The sequence below is a fragment of the Spartobacteria bacterium UBA695 genome, assembly GCA_002298145.1.
GTDB lineage: Bacteria > Verrucomicrobiota > Verrucomicrobiia > Chthoniobacterales > Chthoniobacteraceae > UBA695.
This window is the reverse complement of sequence record DBMP01000014.1, coordinates 1-19359: the sequence shown is the minus strand read 5'-3', so window position 1 is coordinate 19359 and position 19359 is coordinate 1. Positions and strand designations below refer to the sequence as shown.

The following is a 19359-nucleotide window of genomic DNA, read 5'->3' as shown; positions in this document are numbered from 1 at the left end:
GGAATAGTGGGCCAAATGATGCGTTGCGTGGGTTCGTCTCTTCTGGAAGGGGCCCGAGCATAATGCATTCCCCGGCATTTGGATAAGCGAAAACATGCGGGCGGTTTTTCCGAAGGGCGCGCGGGGGGTGGAATATTAATATTGCCGAATATACGAAAGTGCGTATATAAATACCCCATGCGCTTGATTTCCATCTACAAGTGCCTTTGCGACGAGACCCGGCTGCGGATTTTGAATCTGCTCTCGGTCTCGCCCCTGTGCGTTTGCCATTTGCAGAGTATTTTGCGCAAGCCGCAGGTGAAGGTCTCCCAGCACCTGGCCTTCCTGAAGGAGCGGGGGATGGTGACGCGCACGCGCCATCAGCAATGGATGATTTACGCCCTGCCTGCTTCGCCCGGCCCCGAGCTGGATGCGAATCTCCGCTGTTTGCAGGACTGCGTGCAGAGCGACCCGGTTTTCCAAGCCGATCGAGCAAAGCTCCAGGAGCTGACGGCGGGTCGGCCCGTGGCGATGCTGCTTGAGGAAGGCTGCTGCCCCGGGCCCGTCTCGGCGGCGCTTCCCCACGCTCCCAACCTGAACGCCCAACGCCCATGAGCCCCACCCTACCCCGCGTTTTAATCCTCTGCACCGGGAACTCTTGCCGTAGCCAGATGGCGGAGGGCATCCTGCGCCAAGCCGCTGGGGATCTGCTGGAGGTCCACAGCGCCGGGTCCGCCCCGGCTGGTTACGTGCACACCAAGGCCATCGCGGTGATGCGGGAGATCGGCATCGACCTTTCCTCCCACAGCTCCAAGCCGCTGGAGGCCTTCCTGGACCGGAAAATCGCAACCGTCATTACCGTCTGCGGCAACGCCGGGCGGGCCTGCCCGATCTTTCCAGGGCAGGTCGAGCGGCACCACTGGGGCTTTGACGACCCCGCCCATGCCACCGGGACCGAGGAGGAAATCCTGGAGGCGTTCCGGCGCGTGCGCGACCAGATTCGGCTCGTTTTCGAAGCCTACGCCGCCGGGTGGCGCGAAGCATCGAGGCTCCGTCCCCCGCAACCCTAACCCGTTTTTTTATGACCGACCGCAAACGCCTCGCCTTCTTCGAACGCTACCTCACTCTCTGGGTCTTCCTTTGCATGATCGCCGGAGTCGCCCTGGGTAAACTGGCTCCCGACCTCACCGCCGCCTTGAGCGGGCTGGAGTTTGGGCGCGGCTCGCAGGTGAACATCCCCATCGCGGTGCTCATCTGGCTCATGATTTACCCAATGATGCTCAAGGTCGACTTCACCGCGCTGGGCGGCGTTGCCCGGAAGCCGAAGGGCCTGCTGGTGACGCTCTTCGTCAACTGGCTCGTCAAGCCCTTCAGCATGGCGCTGCTGGCCTGGGTGTTTCTGCAAAACGTCTTTGCCCCGTGGATCGCTCCGGAGGTGGCGAAAAACTACACCGCCGGGCTCATCATCCTGGCGGCGGCCCCGTGCACCGCCATGGTTTTTGTCTGGTCCTACCTGACCGATGGCGACCCGGTTTACACGCTCGTGCAGGTGGCCCTTAATGACCTCATCATGCTCGTGGCGTTCGCGCCGATCGTCATGCTGCTCTGCGGCGTGGCCCAGGTCGTGGTCCCCTCCAAGGTGCTGGTGACCTCGGTCGTCGTCTTCATCGTCATCCCGCTGGCGGCGGGGTTTTTAACGCGGTCGGTATTGCTCAAAACTAGGGGCCGGGAGTGGTTTGAGACGCGTTTCCTGCCGATCTTCCACCCCGTTACCATCGCCGCCCTGCTGGTGACGCTCGTCCTCATCTTTGCCTTCCAGGCCGGGAACCTGACGCAGCGCTGGCTGGCGGTGATCTTGATCGCCGTGCCGATTGTCATCCAGGTCTACTTCAACTCCGGCCTGGCCTACCTGCTCATGCGCTGGCTGAAGGTCGAGCACCGGGTGGCCGCGCCGGGGGCGTTGATCGGGGCCAGCAATTTCTTTGAGCTGGCCGTTGCCGTGGCCATTACCCTTTTCGGCCCCTCTTCCCCGGCGGCTCTGGCCACGGTGGTCGGCGTGCTCGTGGAGGTGCCGGTAATGCTCTCGGTCTGCAACCTCTGCAACCGCACCCGCCACTGGTTCCCCGCCGACGCGCCTGCCCTGCGCCCCGGAAAATAAATCCCCGGGCCTTCTGGCTTTGTGAGGCGGCTCGTGCAAAGATAAGGCCGTGGATTTGCTCCTCCTTGGAAAATGCGTGGTACTCGGCCTTGCGGTTGCCGCCCCCCTGGGGCCCATCGGAACGCTTTGTATCAACCGGACCCTGAAAATGGGCTTCCGCGCCGGGTTTGCAGGCGGCCTTGGGACCGCCCTGGGGGATGCCATGTACGCGGCCATCGCGGCGCTCGGGTTCTCCGCTTTCGCCGCCCTGCTCGCCGCCGTGCATATCCCCCTCAAGCTGGTCGGCGGCCTGTTGATGCTCTGGCTGGGCTGGCGGGGCATCGTGGGCTATTCCTCCTGCGCGTCCCGCTCCCCCCATGCACCCCACGGGGCCCGGGGCCTCTCCGGGACGGTGTTGATGGCGTTTCTTTTGACCATTACCAACCCGATGACCGTGTTTTTCTTTGCCGCCATGTTCGCCAGCCTTGGCTCGGTGACGGGGGCCAATGCCATCGTGGTCGTGGTGGGGATCTTCAGCGGCTCGCTTCTTTGGTGGCTGATCCTCTGCGGCGGCGTGGCCGTGGCCCGTCAACGGCTGCCGCACAACGTCGCCCGGTGGGTCTCGCGGGCCTCTGGCACCGCGCTGATGGTCATCGGCGTGGTGGCCCTGGGCTCGGCGCTGTGGGATCTGGCGCTGCCCATCGCCCTCCGGGGACAATAAAGCGCCTTTATGGGAAGAGGTACTCCTCCCACTCCCGGGGAAGGGGGGCTTTTTCCAGACCGCTCTCGATGCGGCCTTCGAACTGCGGCTCGAAGGTCGTGGCGGTGCCGTAGACCATGACCACGTTTTCGTCCCCCTCGGCCCGGATGGCGTGGGCCACCCCCGGCGGAATCACCACGGCGGCGTTATTGGGGCCCCGGTGGTTGTCGCCGTCGATGCGGAAGCGCATGATGGTCCGCTCCAGCCCGGCTCGTTCATCCACCAGGATCATCTCCGCGCTGCCCTGGACGAAAAACATCACATCCCACTGCTCCTGGCCGTAGGGGCGCAGGGCATAGTTCTGGGCCTCCTCCACGTAGAGCCGCCGCAACCAGGTTTCGGCGGAAGCGGCCTCCGCGGGCAGGTAGGGGGGGTGAACGTGAAAGCCCTTCGCGCTGCCCGCCCACATCGTGGCCGTGGCCCATTGCTGGGGCCAGAGGCCGATCTCCGCCAGGCGGCCCTCGTTCTGGCGAGCGAATTCGCTGAAGAAACCCCGATGCTCCTGGAGGTAGACCCGCCGGGCAAAAAGCTCCACGCCGGGGATCCACTGGCAGGCAAGTGTTTCCCTTTCCGCCGCCAGCAGCTCGCCCGCCTCGACACCCGTCGTCCCGAGCCGCTGCGCAAGCGACGCGCGCTGGTAATTCCTCTGCATCAGGCGGCTACGGGCCGAGTGACGCAGCCCATTCCATACATCTTGGGTCATGGAAAAAAAGGCTATCGGCGGCCTCCCTGCCTTGGCAAGACGGGAGGCGCTCCGCAAAACCCTAACAGGCCACCGGGGAAGCCTTTATAAAAGCGGATGCCCCTCGGACTTTACCTGATGGCCTGGACTACCACGAACGAGCGCACCTTGCCCCGGGCGATGGAGAAAAGCGCGGGCCGCCCCTCGGGGAGCCGCGAGGCCAGCGCCCGGAAGGCCGTCGGGTCGGGCACGGGGTGGTTGTTGATCTGCTCGATGACATCGCCCGGCCGCAATGACCCAGCCGAAGGGGCGGAGGGGTCGACCGCCATGACGTAAACCCCTTGCACATTCCCCGGGAAACGCCCGACCTCCCCTGCCGGGATCTCCGAGACCGTGAGGCCGGAAAGCGGGCCGGAACCGGAGCCGGGGGCGGGCGTGGGCTTCTGCTGCGGCTGAAGCTGGGGCATCTGAGGCGTTTGCTGCGGCTGCTGGGGCGCTTGCGGCTGGGTCGGCCCGAGCTTCATCCCGGGCGGCGGCTCCTCCAGCGTCAGGGGGAGCGTCATCTCCTTGCCGTCCCGGAGCAGCTTTAGCTCCACCTTTGAGCCGACCGTCGAGTTGGCCACCTGGCGCACTAGATCGCGGCTGTCCTTGATCGGCTTGCCGTTAAAGGCGATGAGCACGTCGTCCACCGCCAGGCCCGCCTTCTGGGCCGGGGAGCCGGGGGTGACGTCGCGCACCACCGCGCCGTTGGGGGCGTTCACGCCGAGCTGGGCCGCCAGTTCAGGCGTCAGCGGCACGATCGCCACGCCGAGGTAGCCGTGGGCCACGCGCCCGTTTTTCAGGATCCCCTCCAGCGCCCGCCGGACGTTGTTGGAGGGAATGGCGAAGCCGACCCCCTGCCAGGTGCCGGTGCCGGAGTAGTTGCCGATGGCCGTGTTGATGCCGATGATCTCCCCCTTGCGGTTGATGAGCGGGCCGCCGGAGTTGCCGGGATTGATGACCGCTTCCGTCTGGAAATATTCGCCGAACTCATCGGTCACGCGCCCCGTAGCGCTGATGATCCCCTTGGTCACCGTCTCCTGGAGGCCGAACGGGTTGCCGATGGCGAAAACGAGCTGGCCCACCTTGACCTGGTCGGAATCGCCCAGCGGCAGGGCCCGCAGCCCCTTGGCGTCGATCTGGATCACCGCGATGTCGCTCTTTTCATCGCCGCCGATGATCCGGGCCGGGTAGGGGGCGCGGCCATCGGAGAGCTGCACCAAGACCTCGTCCACATCGGCCACCACGTGGTAGTTGGTCAGGATGTGCCCCTCTTTGGAGACGATCACGCCGCTGCCGAGCGAGCTTGGGGCCTTTTCACTGCGCTGGCCGCGACGGCCGAAAAAGTATTCAAAAGGGTCGATGATCGGATCCTTCACCTTGCGGGAGGTCGTAATGCTCACCACCGAGGGGACCACCGCCTGGATGAGCCGGGTCGTTTCCTCATCAATGGCCGCCAGCGAGGGGAGATCCCCCAGATTGAGCGCTTCGGTCTTGGCCGGGGTGAAGGAAACCGGGGTTTGGCGACGCTGATTCCACCGGGAAAGAGCCAGAAGGCCCAGGACCACGAGAAGGACAAAGAGAATAAACCGTTTCATCGGGAGCGAGTGCGTAACCCTTTCGTTTGTAGGAGAAGGGCAGGCCGGGGTCAAAGCCGGAATCTTTTTTGCAACCGCGAACTTGTTCCACCCCGCACGTGTAGGGCACGATAGAGGGCTTTCATCCCCATCACTCCCAATGTCTGAAACTTTGCTTCCCTATCGGAATCCCGGCCTCTCGGTCGAGGAACGCCTCGACGACCTCCTTTCGCGCATGACGCTGGAGGAAAAAGTCGGTCAGCTGCTCATGCTCAACGGCCAGGACCGGCAAACCGCCGAGGGCAAAGAGCCCGGCTCCATGCTCCACATCCGCCCGCCGGAATCCGACGAAGTTATCGACCTGGCCCTCGCCACCCGCCTCGGCATCCCGATCCTCATCGCCGAGGACTGCATCCACGGCCACTCCTTCTGGCCGGGGAGCACCATTTTCCCCACCCAGATGGCCCTGGCCTGCTCCTGGGACCCGGAGCTGCTGGAAAAAGTCGCCCGCGCCACCGCCCTCGAAGTCGTTCCCACCGGCATCCACTGGACCTTCTCCCCCGTGCTCTGCCTCACGCGCGATCTGCGCTGGGGCCGCGTGGGCGAGACCTTCGGCGAGGACCCCTTCCTTATCGGCGAGCTGGCCACGGCCATGATCCGGGGCTACCAGGGCAGCGGCCTGGACGATCCCCAGGGCATCCTCGCCACCGCCAAGCACTACGCCGGGTATTCCGAGACCCAGGGGGGCCGCGATGCCTCCGAGGCCGATATCTCCCCCCGCAAACTGCGCTCCTACTTCCTGCCGCCCTTTGAAAAAGCCGCGCGCGAGGGCTGCCAGACCTTCATGACCGGCTACCAGTCCATGGAAGGCGTCCCCTCCACCTGCAACCGCTGGCTGCTGCGCACCGTGCTCAAGGAGGAGTGGGGCTTCCCCGGCATCCTCGTCACCGACTGGAACAACGTCGGCCGCCTCGTCACCGAGCAGCGCGTCTGCGCCACCTACAAGGAAGCCGCCGCCGTGGCCGTCAAGAGCGGCAACGACCTCATCATGACCACCCCAGAGTTCTTCGAAGGGGCGCTCGAAGCCGTTCGCGAAGGGCTCCTTACCGAAGCCGAGATTGACGAACCGTGCCGCCGCGTCCTGGGCTTGAAGTTCCGGATGGGCCTCTTTGAAAACCCGCGCCGCTCCGACCTGGCCCTCGCTGCTGAGATCCAGAACAGCCCGGCCCACCGCGCCGTCTGCCTGGAGGCCGCGCGCCGCTCCATCGTGCTCCTGAAAAACGACGGCCTCCTGCCGCTCGCCCCCGGCGGAGCCCTCCGGAAAATCGCCGTCATCGGCCCCAACGCCGACAACGACCTCGACCAGCTCGGCGACTGGTCCCTGGGCGCCTCCCAGTACCCGTCCGAAGCGGGCAAACAGCCGCGCGAAAACACCGTCACCATCCTGGACGGCCTGCGCCGCACCGCGCCCGAGGGGTGCGAAGTGGCCTACGCCCCCGGCTGCTCCGGCGTCACCGCCGAGACCGACGCCATCGCCGAGGCCGTGGAGCTCGCCGCCCGCAGCGATCTGGCCGTCGTGGTCGTGGGCGACAGCCTCCCCTTCATCGGCGAAACGCTTTCCACCGCCACCCTGGAGCTCCAGGGGGCGCAGTTGGAACTGCTGGAGCTCCTGGCCGCCACCGGCAAGCCGCTCATCGTCGTTCTCATCAACAGCAAACCGCTCGTCCTGCCCCGCTCCGTCCAGAACGCCGCCGCTATTCTGGAAGCCTTCAACCCCGGCATGGAAGGCGGCACCGCCGTTGCCGAGATCCTCTGGGGTAAGGTCAACCCGTCCGGCAAGCTCTGCGTCTCCTTCCCCTACCACGTCGGCCAGCAGCCGGTTTTCTACAGCCAGGTGCGCGGACAGCACGGCTACCGCTACGCCGACCTCACCCAGGAGCCCCTTTTCGCCTTCGGGTTCGGCCTCGGCTACACCACCTTCAGCTACGCCAACCTCCGCGTGCTCACCCCAAAGATGAGCCCGGGGCAGCCCGTGGAAGTTGAAGTGGACGTCACCAACACCGGCAAGTGCGCCGGGGACGAAATCGTGCAGGTCTACGTTTCCGACGAAGTCACCTCCGTTACGTGGGTCGATCGGCAGCTCAAAGCCTTTCGGCGGATCTCGCTCGCGCCGGGCGAAACCGGGACTGTCCCGTTCTCCCTGCCCTTCGAGGCCTTCTCCCTCGTCAACGCCGCCGGAGAGCGCGTCGTCGAGCCGGGCCGGTTTGAAATTCTTGTCGGCGGCTCCTCCCGCCGGGCCGACCTGCTGGCGGCCACTACCGAACTGGCTCGCGATTGAGCGATGCTTCCCATGGAAAACGCCCCACATCCCAAGAAAATCAAGACGGCCTTCTTCGGCAGGAATAAGATCATCGACGAGGTATACGCCCGGGGCCGCCGCGCCCAGATCGCCGAGCGCACCGACCTCTACCCCCACGTCATCGACCTGGAGAACTTCCACGAGCACGCCCCGCATCTGCGGGACCTGGAGGCGATCTTTACCTCCTGGCTCATGCCCGCGTTGCAGTCGGAGCAGCTCGACCTGTTGCCCTCGCTCAAGGCGGTATTCTACGCGGCGGGCACCGTGAAGAAGTTCGCCCGGCCATTCCTGGAGCGGGGCATCACCGTCGTCAGCGCCTGGCAGGCCAATGCCATTCCCGTCGCCGAGTTCACCTCAGCGCAGGTCGTCCTGGCCATGAAGGGCTACTTCCGCAACGCGCGGGAGTACACCAGCCCTTCCTACATGGAGGCCGGGGGCTTTCAGGGGCCCGGCAACTACGGCGGGACCGTGGCGCTGCTCGGAGCGGGGGCCATCGGACGCAGGGTGATTGAGTATCTCAAGCCCTACCACCTGCGCATCGTCGTGTTCGACCCCTTCCTCGGCGAAGCTCGCGCGGCGGAGCTCGGCGTCACCAAAGTTTCCCTCGAAGAGGCGTTCGAGCAGGGGTTCGTTGTCAGTAATCACCTCGCCAACACCCCCGAGACCCGCAAAATGCTCCACGGCGGCCTTTTTGCCAAAATGCGTCCCTCGGCCACGTTCATCAACACCGGGCGCGGCGCCACGGTGGACGAACCGGGGCTCATCGAAGTGCTTCGGGCCCGGCCCGACCTCACGGCGCTGCTCGACGTCGCCTGGCCCGAGCCGCCCGTGGAGGATTCGCCCTTCTTCACGCTGCCCAACGTCCACCTGACCACTCACATCGCTGGTTCCGCCAATGACGAGACGGTGCGCATGGCCGACTACTGCCTGGAGGAATTCGACGCCTGGACGAGCGGCCGCCCACTGCGCTACGTCGTGAGCCTGGAGATGCTGGAGCGTATGTCGTAATACCAGGTACTAATACTTCTGCAGAAGCTCCAGCATTTTGCGGTCGAGCTTATGGCCCTTGTAGGGTTCGTAGCGCACGTCGGCGCGTTGGCTGTCGAGGATGCCGAAGGTTCCGTAGAGGTTCCAGAGCGCCCAGCCCCAACCGGCGTCGCGCCAGATGCTGAGGTAATCCTCCATAAGAGCCAGAGCTACCGGGTGGGGTGTCTTGTTATAGACGCCGAACTCGCCCACGAACACCCCCACGCCCCGCGCTTCGAGCGCTTTCCAGGGGGCGACGCCCTCCGTTTGCAGCCAGGCGCGGTCGAAGGAAGCGGCGGCTTTGAAAGGTTGCGCGGGATCGGCCGGGTCGAACCGGACCGGCACCGTATGGGTTTTCCAGTCCTCTCCCAGCCCGATCCGGTATTCAGTACTACCGGTGTCGGGCCGCAGCCCGATGACGCTGGCCAGGGCCCAGCCGGTGTTGGCGTGGACCTTGAGGCTTTGCGTGCCCGCCGGGATTTCTGCTTCGAGCGTCTCCGGCTTTTCCAGCTTGGCCGTCCACGCCTTGGTAAGAAGCGGCTTCCCGTCGGCTTCGAGGACGAGTTCGCATGGCGGCTGGACCCTGGTGACGTCAACCCGCAGCGCCGTAGCGGCGGGAAAGGGGCCTTCGATAATGAGATCCCGCGGCGGCTCCTTCGGCGGGTAGCCCTGCTTGACTACCGAGGAGGCCTTCGGCATGGGCCAGAGGGGCGGCGCGCCGTCCGGGTTGCCCTGCATCCAGTTTGCACGGTAGTGGCTGATGGCCATCGGCTCATACCCGCGCGTCGCTTGGGCCACGCCGAGATCCGCCAGCTCGGGAACCGGGTCCCGGCCCCAGCGCAGGCCGTCGGCGATGACGAGCCGCTGCGGGTCCTCGCGGTGGATGGCCTCCGCGAGCTTTTGCACCACGGCCCGGTAGGTTTCGGGGGGAATTTGCCCCGGCTCGTTCATTAAATCGAAGCTCAGGCGGCGGCTGGGGATGCCTTTGTAGCGCCGGGCGAAGTAAGCCCAATGCTGCGCGCAAACTGCCTGCGCCTCCGGGTCGGTCCAGAGATTGCGCGGCTCCGACGGCTTGGCCACAGTGTAGCCCGGGGCCCGGTGGAAGTTGAGGCAGATGTGGACGCCGTATTTTTCGCCGTAGGCAATGGCCTGGTCGATATCGGCAAAGGCCGCCTCGTCGATCTGCTTCCAGTCCTTGTCTTTGATCCAGAGCCGGTAATCCATTGGCAGCCGGGCGAAGTTGAAGCCCAGCTCGGAGATGATCTGGAAGTCCTCCTCGGCGAAGGGGCGGTTGTTCTGCCCCTGGATGAATTTCTCCGTCAGGTTAAAGCCTCGCCAGCGGGGAAGATGCGCGGCGGTGGCCTCGGGCAGCGGCGTCGGGGCCGCGTGTGCCAAGGGAGCGCCAATGGAGAGGGCCAGCAGGACCGCGAGGAGGGGGATGCGTTTCATGTTTGGAAAAAAATCAGGAATGCTGGTGCGGGTGCGAGTGGGCGCTCCCCGGTCCGTGCCGGTGGCGGTGGACGTGCAAAAGATGGGTGCTTCGCAGCAGCGCTTCGTCGGAAAGAATGCCCTCTGCCGGGCCGTGCGCGGCCAGCTGCCCGCCCGAAAGCACCGCGCAGGTGTCGGCGATTTCCCGGGCCACCTCCAGGCTGTGCGTGGCGATAATGACGGTGCGTTCGCCGAGGCGCTCGAAGAGAAAATCAATCACCCGGGCCTGGCTCTGCGGGTCGAGCGCAGCGGTCGGTTCGTCGAGGATCAGCACCTCCGGGTCGAGCACCAGCACCGAGGCCAGCGCGACCCGCTTTTTCTCGCCGCCGGAGAGCCGGTAGGGCGGGCGCTCGCGCAGGGCTTCGATATCGAGCGCCCGCAGCGCCTCGCCGGTGCGTTCGAGCACTTGCTCGCGGCTCCAGCCCATTTGCAGCGGGCCGAATGCCACTTCGTCAAACACCGTGGCGTTAAAAAGCTGCGCGTCCGGGTTCTGGAACACCACGCCCACCCGCCGCCGGAATTCCAGGCCCCCGGCGTCATCCGCCAGCGCCGCCTCGGTCAGCTCGCCGCCCTGGAAGCGCACGTGGCCCGCCTGCGCGAAGGCCAGCCCCGCGAGCAGCCGCAGCAGCGTCGATTTGCCCGAGCCGTTCGCGCCCAGGAGCGCCACGCATTGACCTGGCGCGATGGAAAAGCTCACGCCGTCGAGCGCCGGGGCGTTCGGGTAGCGGAAGCCGACCCCTTCGAGTTCGAAAACAGGCGTCATCGCCAGCACCCCCATTCCAAGGCCGCTCCGGTGAGCGCTAGAAAGAGCCCAGCGGCGGCCCAGTCGGCGCGGGAACAGCGGAATTCGTCGAGCGTTACCGCCTCGCCCCGGAAGCCGCGCGCCCGCATGGCGTCGTAGACCTCGCCGCTGAGCTGGATGCTCTTACCCAGTAACATCGCCGCCCCCGAGGCCGCCATCTGCCGCCGGAGCTTCCCGGGAAGGTGGCCCACGTGCCGGGCGCGCCGGGCTTCGAAGGCGTCCCGCGCGATGCCGAGCAACACGAAAATAAACCGCGTCGCCATGGCGAAGATCACCACCGCCAGCGCCGGAACGTGAAAGTGCCGCAGTGCCTTGAGGAGCGCGGGCCACGGGGTAGTCAGCGCGATGAGCGAGGCGAACGTGGCCGTCGTCTCCACACGCACGAGCAGCGTGAGGGCGCTTTGCAAGCCGGTCTGCGTCACGCCCCAGTCGAGCGCGGGCCCGGGCGTCAGGAAAAGCGCAGGGAGGGCCACCGCCCCTGTCAGCAGGCCCACGCCCGCCCAGAGCCGCAGAATCGCCCGCCACGCGCCGGGGCCCGAGACCGCCGCCAGCGTCGCCCCGAGGCCCCAGAGCCCAAGCGTTACCGGCAAATGGCGCGAACTGGCCGCAGCCAGGATCAGCCCGAAAAAACCGGCCAGCTTCACGCGCGGATCGAGCCGTCGTAACGGCCCCGAGCTCTCCGCTCGCCCCGCCTCATCCAGGGCATCGCCGAGGTTGCGCAGCGTTTTTTCCAGAAAATCACGGCGCATATTACCCGACCGGGTTCCGGCGGCGTGCCCCGCGAGCGAGCCATTGCAGCCCGAGCGCGGCGGCTCCCGTAAGGGCCACCCCCGCTCCGGCGGAAAGGATGTAACCGGCGGCGGCGTTGTGGAGAAAAGCGGGGGCGTAGTCCGGCAGCGGCGCTTTCCAGAGCTCGGCCAGGCGGGCCATGCCACCCGGGGCCTCCGCAGGCGGCTCGACGTTGCCGGACGCGGCAGCCACGGCGGCGCGCGCCTCGGGTTTGCTGAAATCCTCCACCGCCCATTCGCCCCAGGCCGTCCCGGTGGCGATGAGCCCCAGCGGCGCGGCGAAAACCAGCGCCAGAACGACCGCCCAGCCGATGCGCTGCGCGCGGCCACGGCCCGCCGCCGCGTGAATTTCAAAAAGCGAAGGTTCGTTCTGCTGGAGCCAGGCCACCACGCCCGCCGCGAGAATGCCCTCGGCCACCCCTGCAAAAGCCAGGTGCCCCAGCATCATCGCGGGAACGGCGATCCCGAGCGGGTAGGGGCAGTAGAGCGGCGCGCCCGAGGCGTCGTGGAACAGCATCGGCTGAAGGCCAAACTCGATCCCCGCCAGCAGCGCCGCTGCGTTGAGCGCCACGTAGCCCGCGAGCCCTGCGGCCACCACGCGTCGCCGCGATCCGAGCGGAGCCGCGCCCGCGATGGCCCGGTAAACCGCGTCGGCCACGAACGACCCCGCGATGGCCATGTTAAAACAGTTCGCCCCGAAGGCCGTGATCCCGCCGTCGCCGAAAAAGACCGCTTGGATTAAAAGCGCCACGGAAATGGCCAGCATCGAGGCCCATGGCCCCAGCACGATGGCCGCCACGGCCACGCCGACCGCATGGCCCGTCGTCCCCCCTGGCAGCGGGAGATTGAACATCATCACCACGAAAGAAAACGCCGCGCAGACCGAGATCAGCGGGGCCAGCCGGGCGCTAAAGGCCGCCTTCACGCGCCTGAGGCCCACCGCCCAGAAGGGCAGGCTCACCGCCGTCATGACGGCGCAAGTCGAGGGGCTCAAATATCCGTCGGGGATATGCATGGAGCGAGTTTTATCAGGAAGCGAGCGCCGGGGGAAAAGAAAATCGCTGGGGCCCTTACGCCTTCGGAAATTCCCGCAGCATTCGCTCGAAGGCCTCCATCGGCAGGCCGATGACGTTCGTGCGCGAGCCCTCGATGGACTCCACGATGCTCTCGTCGCTGTCGTCCTGGGCCGCGTAGGCGCCCGCTTTGTCGAGCGGGTTGATCCGCGCCAGGTAGCGGCGCAGGCCCGCATCGTCGAGCGTGCGGAACTTCACCCGGCTAATCTCCACCAGCGCGCGGCTGGTGGCCGGGGTGGCGCGCTCGGCCCAGACGGCGGTGTAGACCTCGTGGATGCGCCCGTTGAGGCGCGAAATCATCTCAAAGGCGGCCTCCATGTCAGCCGGTTTGCCAAGGCTGGCCCCGTCGAGCGCCACGAGCGTGTCCACGCCCACGACGATTTCCGATGGGTTCTTTTTCGAAATATGGAGCGCCTTTTGCTGGGCGTTAAAAAGCGTGATCTCGGCCACGTTCAGGTCCGGCGGCATGATCTCATCGACATCGGCTGGCTCCACGCGGAAGCAATAGCCGAATTCGCTGAGAAGCTGGCGGCGGCGGGGCGAGGCGGAGGCTAAGACAAGGTTCATCGGGTCTTCCTGGAAGCCGCTGAAGAGGCCGCCGCGCTGGCGGGGACGGGCGTCGGAGCGCTGTCGCGGTAGAAGAGCACCCCGTGGCGGCGGATGTTGTAGATGACTGCGCGCAGATCGTCGGCCACCTGGCCGTTGCCGAGCAGCATCGGGATCGCCCCGTGGCCGTTCTGCGCTTGGTTGAGCACGCCCTGGCCCACCTTGACGATGCCGCGCACGTCGGTCACGACCCCGCGCACATCGGTGGCGGCCCCGTTGATGGTCACCATGGCCGCCTTCGCCTCGGAGAACGTCTCCTTTGCGCTGTCAACCGCCGAGAGGGCTCCGCCGATCACGCCGTCGATTTTGGTCGAGGCTTGGGCCAGGTTGTCGCTGGTGGTTTTGATGTTCGCGAAGGAGGATTGCAGATTCTTCATGTTCTCGTCGTTGAGCGCGCCGTTGCGCACCTGCGAGAGGACGTCGGTGATTTCATCCAGCGCCACGCCGAGCTTTTTCATGTTCTTTTCGCCCTGGCTTGCCAGTTCGTTGAAGTCCGTTACCGGGGTTCCGCGCACTTTCGAGCCTGCCGCGATCACATTGTCGTCCTTCGGTTCAAATTTCTCGTAATCAAACCCCGTGGGCAGGCCCACCATGACCGAGGTGTCGCCCATCAAGCCGGATTTTCCGATCATGAAAAAGGAGCCCTTGGGGAGGCGGATGTCGCTGCGGATTTTCAGCTTCACCGGGATGATACCGATCTGCCCGGGCATGGCCTTGGGCGCGTCGGCCACCACGCCGATGCGCGCGCCGGAGAGCTGCACGTCGGCGTTTTTGACGAGCCCGCTGGCGTTGGGGAACTCGACGGTGATTTCGTAGGTGTCGGAAAGGCCTTGCCCGACGCGGCCAAACTGAACGGCCATCGCGCCGATGATGACCAAGCCGATCAGCACAAAGAGGCCGACCTTGGTTTCGAGACTTTTTTGATCGTTTGCCATGGGAATGAGAGTGGGAAATTTTAGTTAATCCGAGTCGCCGGAGCGGCCCTCGATGAAGTCCTGGATGAGCGGGTCGGGCGAGGCGACAAGCTCGCAGTAGGCCCCGTGAAAGTAGATGGCCCCCTCGTGCAGGAACGCCACGCGGTCGGCCACGTGGCCCGCGCACTTCATGTCGTGCGTGACGACCACGGACGTAATGCCGAAGCGCTTCTGCATGCGGCGGATGAGATGGTTGATCGAGTCCGATACCACCGGGTCCAGCCCCGCCGTCGGCTCATCGTAAAGCACGCAGTTCGGGTGGGTGATGATGACGCGGGCGAGGGCCACGCGCTTTTTCATGCCGCCGGAGAGGTTCACCGGGAGCTTCTCCTCGTGGCCGGTCAAGTCCACTGATTCCAGCGCCTCGGCCACTTTGTCGCGGATGATTTTCGGATCGCGCTCCCCGGCTTCGCGCAGGGGGAAGGCGACGTTCTCTGCGACCGTCATGGCGTCAAAGAGGGCACAGCCCTGGAACATCATGCCGATGGTCTTGCGGATCGGCAGCAGCTCGCGCTCCTTCAAGCCCACGATCTGGCGGCCTTCGATAAAGACCTGGCCCGAGGTGGGCGTCATGAGGCCGATCAAGTGCTTTAAAAAGACGCTCTTGCCGCTGCCGGAGCGGCCCAGGATGACCAGCGTCTCGCCTTCGGAGACCTCCAGGTCCACGCCGCGCAGGATCTTCTGGGTGCCGATCGTCTTGGTCAGCCCCACCACGGAAAGCATGCTTTGTTGGGCGGTCGTCGTCATACTCCGGCGGGGAAGAAAACGTTGAGGATCATCGTGAGGAAAAAGTTCGCGATCAGGATGGCCAGCGAACCGATCACGACGGATTGCGTGGTCGCGTAACCGACGCCGACGGCCCCTTCCTTGGATTTGAGGCCCTCGTTGCAGGCGATAAAGACGATCATGATGCCGAAGACGAAGCCCTTGGTCAGCGTGATCTCCAGGTCGCGCAAGGCCGTGAATTTCTCCATGTAATTGACGTAATAGACCTCCGCCACGCCCATCATGTGGACGGCGACGAATTGCCCCGCCTGAATGCCGATCCAGACGCATTCGGCTACGAGAATGGGCATGGAAATCATGAGCGCCACCATCCGGGGCACCACGAGGTAATCCACCGGGTGAACGCCCAGGGAGCGCAGGGCATCGACCTGTTCGGTCACTTTCATCGTGCCGATCTCAGCCGACATCGCCGCCCCCACCCGACCTGCCACCATCAGGCCCGTGAGCACGGGGCCGAGTTCGCGGAACATCGAGACGGAGACGACCGCGCCGACGGCGGTTTCCATCGAGAGGCGGTGAAATTGGAAATACGTCTGGGCGGCGAAGACCATTCCGGTGAAGGCCCCGGTGACGATGACGACCAGCTGCGAGCGGTAGCCCACCTCCATCACCTGGGCCAGGACGAGCTTCCAGCGGATGGGCGTGGTCACAAGGGAGCGCGCGGTTTCGAGCACCAGGAACATCAGTTCGCCCAGGTAGCCCAAAAGCGCGAGGAGAGTGGATCCGATGAAACGCGACAGGAGCATGAAGCCGGGCATCATAAGCCGCGAAAACCGCCCCGTCCAGTGATCCCGGCAAATTTGGCCGGGCCTTTTGCCTTCTGTTCCCCCGGGAGGCGGGTGTACGCTTGCCCCTTTCCTATGACTATCTTTGAAAAAATAGCCGCGCGCGAGATTCCGGCGGACATTGTTTACGAGGAGGAGGATTTTTTCGCCTTCAAGGACATCACTCCGCAGGCTCCCGTGCATGTGCTGATCGTTCCCAAGCGGGCCATCCCGGGGATCAGCGGCAGCCAGCCGGGCGACGCCGAGCTGCTGGGCAAAATGCTCGTGGCGACGCCCAAGATCGCCCGCCAGCTGGGGGTGTTCGAAGGGGGCTACCGCCTGGTCATCAACCACGGCAAAGACGCCGGGGAGACGGTTCCTCATCTGCACATCCACCTACTCGGCGGCCGGGCCTTGGGTTGGCCTCCGGGCTAGGAAGAAGACAGATCCCCATGCCCCGCAGAGGGGGGCTCCACGCGGCATGAAAAAAGAGGGGGATATTGATACTCACGCAAAGGCGCAAAGGCGCAAAGAAAGGCAGGACTCTTTGCGCCTTTGCGTCTTTGCGTGAGCCCCCTGCCTTTTTTATAGGGCACCTATTTTCGGCTTAGGGGAGGCTAGTACCTTGTCTCAAGGATTTTTTCGGGAAAGAAGAGAAACGCAGATTTACACAGGTATAATCTGCGAAAACCTGCGGATAACTCCCCTGTCTTCTTCTTAAAACGCGATCCGCCAGCCCTGTTTCGCGGCCTGGTCGGCGGTGAAGTAGACGCCGTGGACTTTCAGACCGTCGCGGTTTACCAGGGTCAGGATGCCGCCGTGCTGCGGCAGCTCCATCCCGCTATCGAGCTGAAACTCCTTGGCTTCCCCCGGCGTGAGGCGCCCCTGGAGCGGCCAGCGCATCTTGTTCTCGCCCATCAGCCGCCAGCCCGCCAGGTCGATGGTCTTCGGGCTGATGTTGAGCAGCGTGGCCGATTGCCGCGCGGGCTGGTTCGGGGCCGGGTTGACCATCAAGGCCGCGATGCGCACCGTGCATTCCTCGGCGCGCGAGCTTCGTTCGCCGCAGCCCACCGGGGCCGGTTCGTCCGGGACCGCCGGGGCGGGCAGCGCGTGGCCGCTCGCGGAGGCGGTACGCCAGGATTGCGACTGAAACTTTAGGAAAATGCCCGTCCAGCGCTGCTGCCGGGGATGCTCGATCAAGACGGCCCCATCCTGCCAGGGCCCGTCCTGCTCCAGGTGGCACGGGTCGTTGCCCTGGTTCATATGGACGTCGTGCAGCCCGCGCGAGGGGTGGAACTTGAAAATGCGGTCGCTCGCGTCCGCCTCCCACGGCTCGCCAAACACGTAGACCCAGCAGCCCGGGTCATCCATCGCCCCGGCGAAAATCCCCTCCAGCACCTCGTTCAAATCCACGCCCCCCCTTTGCGCCGAGGAGGGCAGCTTCATGAACTGATCGCGGGGAAATAAATTGAGCCGGATGTAATCAAGCGCCAGCCCGCCCGGCCGCGATTCGATCTGGTGCAGCCCCGGGGAAATGCGGTGCAGCGCCGAGGTGATCGGGTGGCCAAAGCGCAGCTTGATCAAGTACTCCATCTCCGAGGGCTCCAGCATCGAGCGCACATTGATCGCAGCCCGGTAGAAGACCCCCTCGGCGTCGACCTGGAGCTGGAAATGCGGGTGGTTCTCCTGAGAAGAACGCGTTGCCCAGGGACGGCCCTTCAGAACGGCGTAGGATTTGAGCGGCATCGGGGAATGCCCTGAACTTCCCACATGGAACCCCCTCGAATCAAGTGCGCTATGGGTTAAACCTGCATTAATATCGGGGGGTTGCCCCGATAGGCAGCGGTTTCATTTTCTGATCAACTTACCCCCGTCGACAGTTTCGGTCATGGACTCGACACCGGGCGATGGACACGCCCGGAGAGACTGGCGCCTTTAAAGACAATGGAAGTCAGGGGGAGGAAGGAACCGCAAGGAGTGCGGCCCTTCCTCCCCTTCCTTTTACTGGAAATTTCTTCCAGGTAATGCTCATATGGGGGCCGATGCCGTCCTCCGCCAAAAAAAGCCGCGTTCAACTTGCCGAATTGCAGCACAAACAGATCTCCGAGCAAGACTACCGCCGCAAACTCAAAGAGCAGGAACTCAAGCTCCTGAGCCTCCAGCGCCAGCTGGCCGAGTCCAAGACCAACAACGTCATCGTCGTCGTCGAGGGGCCCGACGCCGCGGGCAAGGGCGGGGCCATCAAGCGCCTCGTCGAGCGGCTCGATCCTCGGCTCCTCAAAGTCTACTCCGTCATCAAGCCGACCGCCGAGGAGTACCTGCACCACTATATGTGGCGCTTTTGGAACAAACTGCCCGCCTACGGCCAGATGGCCATCTTCGACCGCTCGTGGTACGGCCGCGTGCTGGTGGAGCGCGTCGAAGGATTCGCCTCCGAGGCCGAATGGAAGCGCGCCTACCGGGAGATCAACGAATTCGAGAACGTGCTCACCGACGACGGCACCCTCATCCTCAAATTTTACCTCCACATCGACAAAGACGAGCAGCTTGTGCGCTTTAACCGCCGCCAGGCCGACCCGTACAAACACTGGAAAATCACCGAAGAAGACTGGCGCAACCGGCGCAACTGGGATCAGCACAACAAAGCCGCCGAAGAGATGTTCGAGCGCACCTCCACCGCCGCCGCCCCCTGGTACGTCATTCCCGCTAATTACAAATGGTACGCCCGCCTGCGCATGGTGAAAATCGTCACCGAGCAGGTCGAGAAACTCCTCGGAAAATGAGCCGCCCCCCCCGGACCCTCACCTTCATCCCGGTCCTTGCCGCCGCCCTTGGCCTTGCCGTCGCCCTCACCGGCTGCGACCAGGCCTTCCAGGACCGCGCCGAGCGCAGCGCCGTCCAGGCCGACCAGAAAGCGGCAAGCGGCCAGTTCGGCGAAGCCATCCCGCTCTACGAGTCGGCCCTGGACGGCACGCCCAAAACGGCGGAAATCCATTTCAAGCTCGGCATTATCTACGAGGAGCAGCTCAAAGACCCCGTCGGAGCCATCCACCACTTCCAGCGCTACCTGGCCCTCTCGCCCGGCGGCCCTCATGCCAAAGACGCCCAGCGCTTCCTCAAAGAAGACCAGATGAAGCTCGGCGCGGCCCTCGGCAACGGGGCCACTGTTTCGCAGGAGGACGCCAAGCGGCTGAAAAACGCCAACCTGGAGATGCAGAAGAAAATCGTCCAGCTCAAGGGCGACCTCGAAGCCGCCGTTAAAGCGCGCAGCGAAGCATACAAAGCCCTCGGCAAAGCGGGCGGGCCCAAGCCGGAGCAGACCCAGAAGCCTCTGCGCGAAGGCGTGCGCACCTACACCGTCGGCCCCGGCGACACCCTGGCCTCCATCGCGCGGAAATTCTACAACAACTCCGCCAAGTGGAAGAACATCCAGGACGCCAACTTCGAGCCCATGGACGGCACCGCCAAGCTCAAGCCCGGCATGGTGCTGATGGTGCCGTAGCGTGGCAAAAATATTTC

20 protein-coding genes are annotated in these 19359 nt (G+C 64.9%); 9 read left to right on the top strand and 11 right to left on the bottom strand.

Annotation, left to right across the window (positions count from 1 at the left end):
- Positions 1 to 177: 177 nt before the first annotated feature.
- The 4 genes from B2828_RS08985 to B2828_RS08970 are packed head-to-tail and all read left to right on the top strand — an operon-like array spanning position 178 to position 2837.
- The gene (locus B2828_RS08985; protein WP_479633388.1) at positions 178 to 594 is read left to right on the top strand and encodes an ArsR/SmtB family transcription factor; all 417 of its coding nucleotides are present in this window, start codon (positions 178 to 180) and stop codon (positions 592 to 594) included.
- Complete coding sequence (locus B2828_RS08980) at positions 591 to 1049, top strand: arsenate reductase ArsC (RefSeq protein ID WP_479633387.1); 459 nt, start codon at positions 591 to 593, stop codon at positions 1047 to 1049. Before B2828_RS08985 ends, B2828_RS08980 begins: the two co-directional genes overlap by 4 nt.
- An 11-nt stretch (positions 1050 to 1060) precedes the next feature.
- Positions 1061 to 2137, top strand: a complete 1077-nt coding sequence (gene arsB, locus B2828_RS08975; RefSeq protein WP_479633386.1) for an ACR3 family arsenite efflux transporter — start codon at positions 1061 to 1063, stop codon at positions 2135 to 2137.
- Between the two features lie 49 nt (positions 2138 to 2186).
- Entirely contained in the window at positions 2187 to 2837 is a 651-nt protein-coding gene (locus tag B2828_RS08970; RefSeq protein WP_479633385.1) for a LysE family translocator, read from the top strand.
- Between the two features lie 7 nt (positions 2838 to 2844).
- Here B2828_RS08970 and B2828_RS08965 read toward each other — a convergent pair whose 3' ends face one another.
- Positions 2845 to 3579, bottom strand: coding sequence for a hypothetical protein (locus B2828_RS08965; protein ID WP_479633384.1), 735 nt, complete (start codon positions 3577 to 3579; stop codon positions 2845 to 2847).
- A 110-nt stretch (positions 3580 to 3689) separates the two neighbouring features.
- Positions 3690 to 5195 (bottom strand): trypsin-like peptidase domain-containing protein, encoded by a 1506-nt coding sequence (locus B2828_RS08960; RefSeq protein ID WP_479633383.1) that lies wholly within the window; start codon positions 5193 to 5195, stop codon positions 3690 to 3692.
- A 139-nt stretch (positions 5196 to 5334) separates the two neighbouring features.
- Between B2828_RS08960 and B2828_RS08955 the strand changes: the two genes are divergently transcribed.
- Both B2828_RS08955 and B2828_RS08950 read left to right on the top strand, forming a co-directional pair.
- Positions 5335 to 7512 carry a glycoside hydrolase family 3 N-terminal domain-containing protein gene (locus tag B2828_RS08955; RefSeq protein ID WP_479633382.1) on the top strand — a complete coding sequence of 726 codons (2178 nt, stop codon included), beginning with the start codon at positions 5335 to 5337 and terminating at the stop codon, positions 7510 to 7512.
- A 12-nt stretch (positions 7513 to 7524) separates the two neighbouring features.
- Positions 7525 to 8541, top strand: a complete 1017-nt coding sequence (locus B2828_RS08950) for a hydroxyacid dehydrogenase (RefSeq protein ID WP_479633381.1) — start codon at positions 7525 to 7527, stop codon at positions 8539 to 8541.
- A 9-nt stretch (positions 8542 to 8550) separates the two neighbouring features.
- Here B2828_RS08950 and B2828_RS08945 read toward each other — a convergent pair whose 3' ends face one another.
- Genes B2828_RS08945 through B2828_RS08910 form a run of 8 tightly spaced genes read right to left on the bottom strand, consistent with a single transcriptional unit; the run spans position 8551 to position 15837 of the window.
- Positions 8551 to 10008: a glycoside hydrolase family 5 protein gene (locus B2828_RS08945; RefSeq protein WP_479633380.1), complete on the bottom strand. Its 1458-nt coding sequence runs from the start codon at positions 10006 to 10008 to the stop codon at positions 8551 to 8553.
- Between the two features lie 13 nt (positions 10009 to 10021).
- Complete coding sequence (locus B2828_RS08940) at positions 10022 to 10810, bottom strand: energy-coupling factor ABC transporter ATP-binding protein (protein ID WP_479633379.1); 789 nt, start codon at positions 10808 to 10810, stop codon at positions 10022 to 10024.
- The gene (cbiQ, locus tag B2828_RS08935) at positions 10807 to 11598 is read right to left on the bottom strand and encodes a cobalt ECF transporter T component CbiQ (RefSeq protein ID WP_479633378.1); all 792 of its coding nucleotides are present in this window, start codon (positions 11596 to 11598) and stop codon (positions 10807 to 10809) included. Before cbiQ ends, B2828_RS08940 begins: the two co-directional genes overlap by 4 nt.
- Before the next feature lies 1 nt (position 11599).
- Complete coding sequence (cbiM, locus tag B2828_RS08930) at positions 11600 to 12652, bottom strand: cobalt transporter CbiM (protein ID WP_479633377.1); 1053 nt, start codon at positions 12650 to 12652, stop codon at positions 11600 to 11602.
- Between the two features lie 55 nt (positions 12653 to 12707).
- Positions 12708 to 13277 carry a Maf family protein gene (locus tag B2828_RS08925; RefSeq protein WP_479633376.1) on the bottom strand — a complete coding sequence of 190 codons (570 nt, stop codon included), beginning with the start codon at positions 13275 to 13277 and terminating at the stop codon, positions 12708 to 12710.
- Positions 13274 to 14251 carry an MlaD family protein gene (locus tag B2828_RS08920; RefSeq protein ID WP_479633375.1) on the bottom strand — a complete coding sequence of 326 codons (978 nt, stop codon included), beginning with the start codon at positions 14249 to 14251 and terminating at the stop codon, positions 13274 to 13276. Before B2828_RS08920 ends, B2828_RS08925 begins: the two co-directional genes overlap by 4 nt.
- A gap of 24 nt (positions 14252 to 14275) precedes the next feature.
- Positions 14276 to 15037, bottom strand: a complete 762-nt coding sequence (locus B2828_RS08915; protein ID WP_479633374.1) for an ABC transporter ATP-binding protein — start codon at positions 15035 to 15037, stop codon at positions 14276 to 14278.
- The gene (locus tag B2828_RS08910; protein WP_479633373.1) at positions 15034 to 15837 is read right to left on the bottom strand and encodes an MlaE family ABC transporter permease; all 804 of its coding nucleotides are present in this window, start codon (positions 15835 to 15837) and stop codon (positions 15034 to 15036) included. The genes B2828_RS08915 and B2828_RS08910 overlap by 4 nt, the downstream gene beginning before the upstream one ends.
- Positions 15838 to 15936: 99 nt before the next feature.
- On the opposite strand from B2828_RS08910, the gene B2828_RS08905 reads away from it, so the two are divergent.
- The gene (locus B2828_RS08905) at positions 15937 to 16275 is read left to right on the top strand and encodes a histidine triad nucleotide-binding protein (RefSeq protein ID WP_479633372.1); all 339 of its coding nucleotides are present in this window, start codon (positions 15937 to 15939) and stop codon (positions 16273 to 16275) included.
- Between the two features lie 282 nt (positions 16276 to 16557).
- Here the strand turns inward: B2828_RS08905 and B2828_RS08900 are convergent, their stop codons facing one another.
- Positions 16558 to 17586, bottom strand: coding sequence for a DUF2278 family protein (locus B2828_RS08900; protein WP_479633371.1), 1029 nt, complete (start codon positions 17584 to 17586; stop codon positions 16558 to 16560).
- A 296-nt stretch (positions 17587 to 17882) separates the two neighbouring features.
- Here B2828_RS08900 and B2828_RS08895 point away from each other — a divergent pair, with 296 nt between their 5' ends.
- Together B2828_RS08895 and B2828_RS08890 are read left to right on the top strand one after the other, a co-directional pair.
- Complete coding sequence (locus B2828_RS08895; RefSeq protein WP_479633370.1) at positions 17883 to 18623, top strand: polyphosphate kinase 2 family protein; 741 nt, start codon at positions 17883 to 17885, stop codon at positions 18621 to 18623.
- A complete protein-coding gene (locus B2828_RS08890; protein WP_479633369.1) occupies positions 18620 to 19342 on the top strand; it encodes a tetratricopeptide repeat protein in 723 nt (240 codons plus the stop codon). Before B2828_RS08895 ends, B2828_RS08890 begins: the two co-directional genes overlap by 4 nt.
- Positions 19343 to 19359: the final 17 nt, after the last annotated feature.

Coding starts and splice junctions, on each gene's coding strand:
- B2828_RS08940 (WP_479633379.1), bottom strand. CDS start 10,810: ATGACGCCTGTTTTCGAACTCGAAGGGGTCGGCTTCCGCTACCCGAAC.
- B2828_RS08950 (WP_479633381.1), top strand. CDS start 7,525: ATGGAAAACGCCCCACATCCCAAGAAAATCAAGACGGCCTTCTTCGGC.
- arsB (WP_479633386.1), top strand. CDS start 1,061: ATGACCGACCGCAAACGCCTCGCCTTCTTCGAACGCTACCTCACTCTC.
- B2828_RS08955 (WP_479633382.1), top strand. CDS start 5,335: ATGTCTGAAACTTTGCTTCCCTATCGGAATCCCGGCCTCTCGGTCGAG.
- B2828_RS08965 (WP_479633384.1), bottom strand. CDS start 3,579: ATGACCCAAGATGTATGGAATGGGCTGCGTCACTCGGCCCGTAGCCGC.
- B2828_RS08915 (WP_479633374.1), bottom strand. CDS start 15,037: ATGACGACGACCGCCCAACAAAGCATGCTTTCCGTGGTGGGGCTGACC.
- cbiM (WP_479633377.1), bottom strand. CDS start 12,652: ATGCATATCCCCGACGGATATTTGAGCCCCTCGACTTGCGCCGTCATG.
- B2828_RS08910 (WP_479633373.1), bottom strand. CDS start 15,837: ATGATGCCCGGCTTCATGCTCCTGTCGCGTTTCATCGGATCCACTCTC.
- B2828_RS08920 (WP_479633375.1), bottom strand. CDS start 14,251: ATGGCAAACGATCAAAAAAGTCTCGAAACCAAGGTCGGCCTCTTTGTG.
- B2828_RS08960 (WP_479633383.1), bottom strand. CDS start 5,195: ATGAAACGGTTTATTCTCTTTGTCCTTCTCGTGGTCCTGGGCCTTCTG.
- B2828_RS08925 (WP_479633376.1), bottom strand. CDS start 13,277: ATGAACCTTGTCTTAGCCTCCGCCTCGCCCCGCCGCCGCCAGCTTCTC.
- B2828_RS08945 (WP_479633380.1), bottom strand. CDS start 10,008: ATGAAACGCATCCCCCTCCTCGCGGTCCTGCTGGCCCTCTCCATTGGC.
- B2828_RS08900 (WP_479633371.1), bottom strand. CDS start 17,586: ATGCCGCTCAAATCCTACGCCGTTCTGAAGGGCCGTCCCTGGGCAACG.
- cbiQ (WP_479633378.1), bottom strand. CDS start 11,598: ATGCGCCGTGATTTTCTGGAAAAAACGCTGCGCAACCTCGGCGATGCC.
- B2828_RS08980 (WP_479633387.1), top strand. CDS start 591: ATGAGCCCCACCCTACCCCGCGTTTTAATCCTCTGCACCGGGAACTCT.
- B2828_RS08905 (WP_479633372.1), top strand. CDS start 15,937: ATGACTATCTTTGAAAAAATAGCCGCGCGCGAGATTCCGGCGGACATT.
- B2828_RS08985 (WP_479633388.1), top strand. CDS start 178: ATGCGCTTGATTTCCATCTACAAGTGCCTTTGCGACGAGACCCGGCTG.
- B2828_RS08895 (WP_479633370.1), top strand. CDS start 17,883: ATGCCGTCCTCCGCCAAAAAAAGCCGCGTTCAACTTGCCGAATTGCAG.
- B2828_RS08890 (WP_479633369.1), top strand. CDS start 18,620: ATGAGCCGCCCCCCCCGGACCCTCACCTTCATCCCGGTCCTTGCCGCC.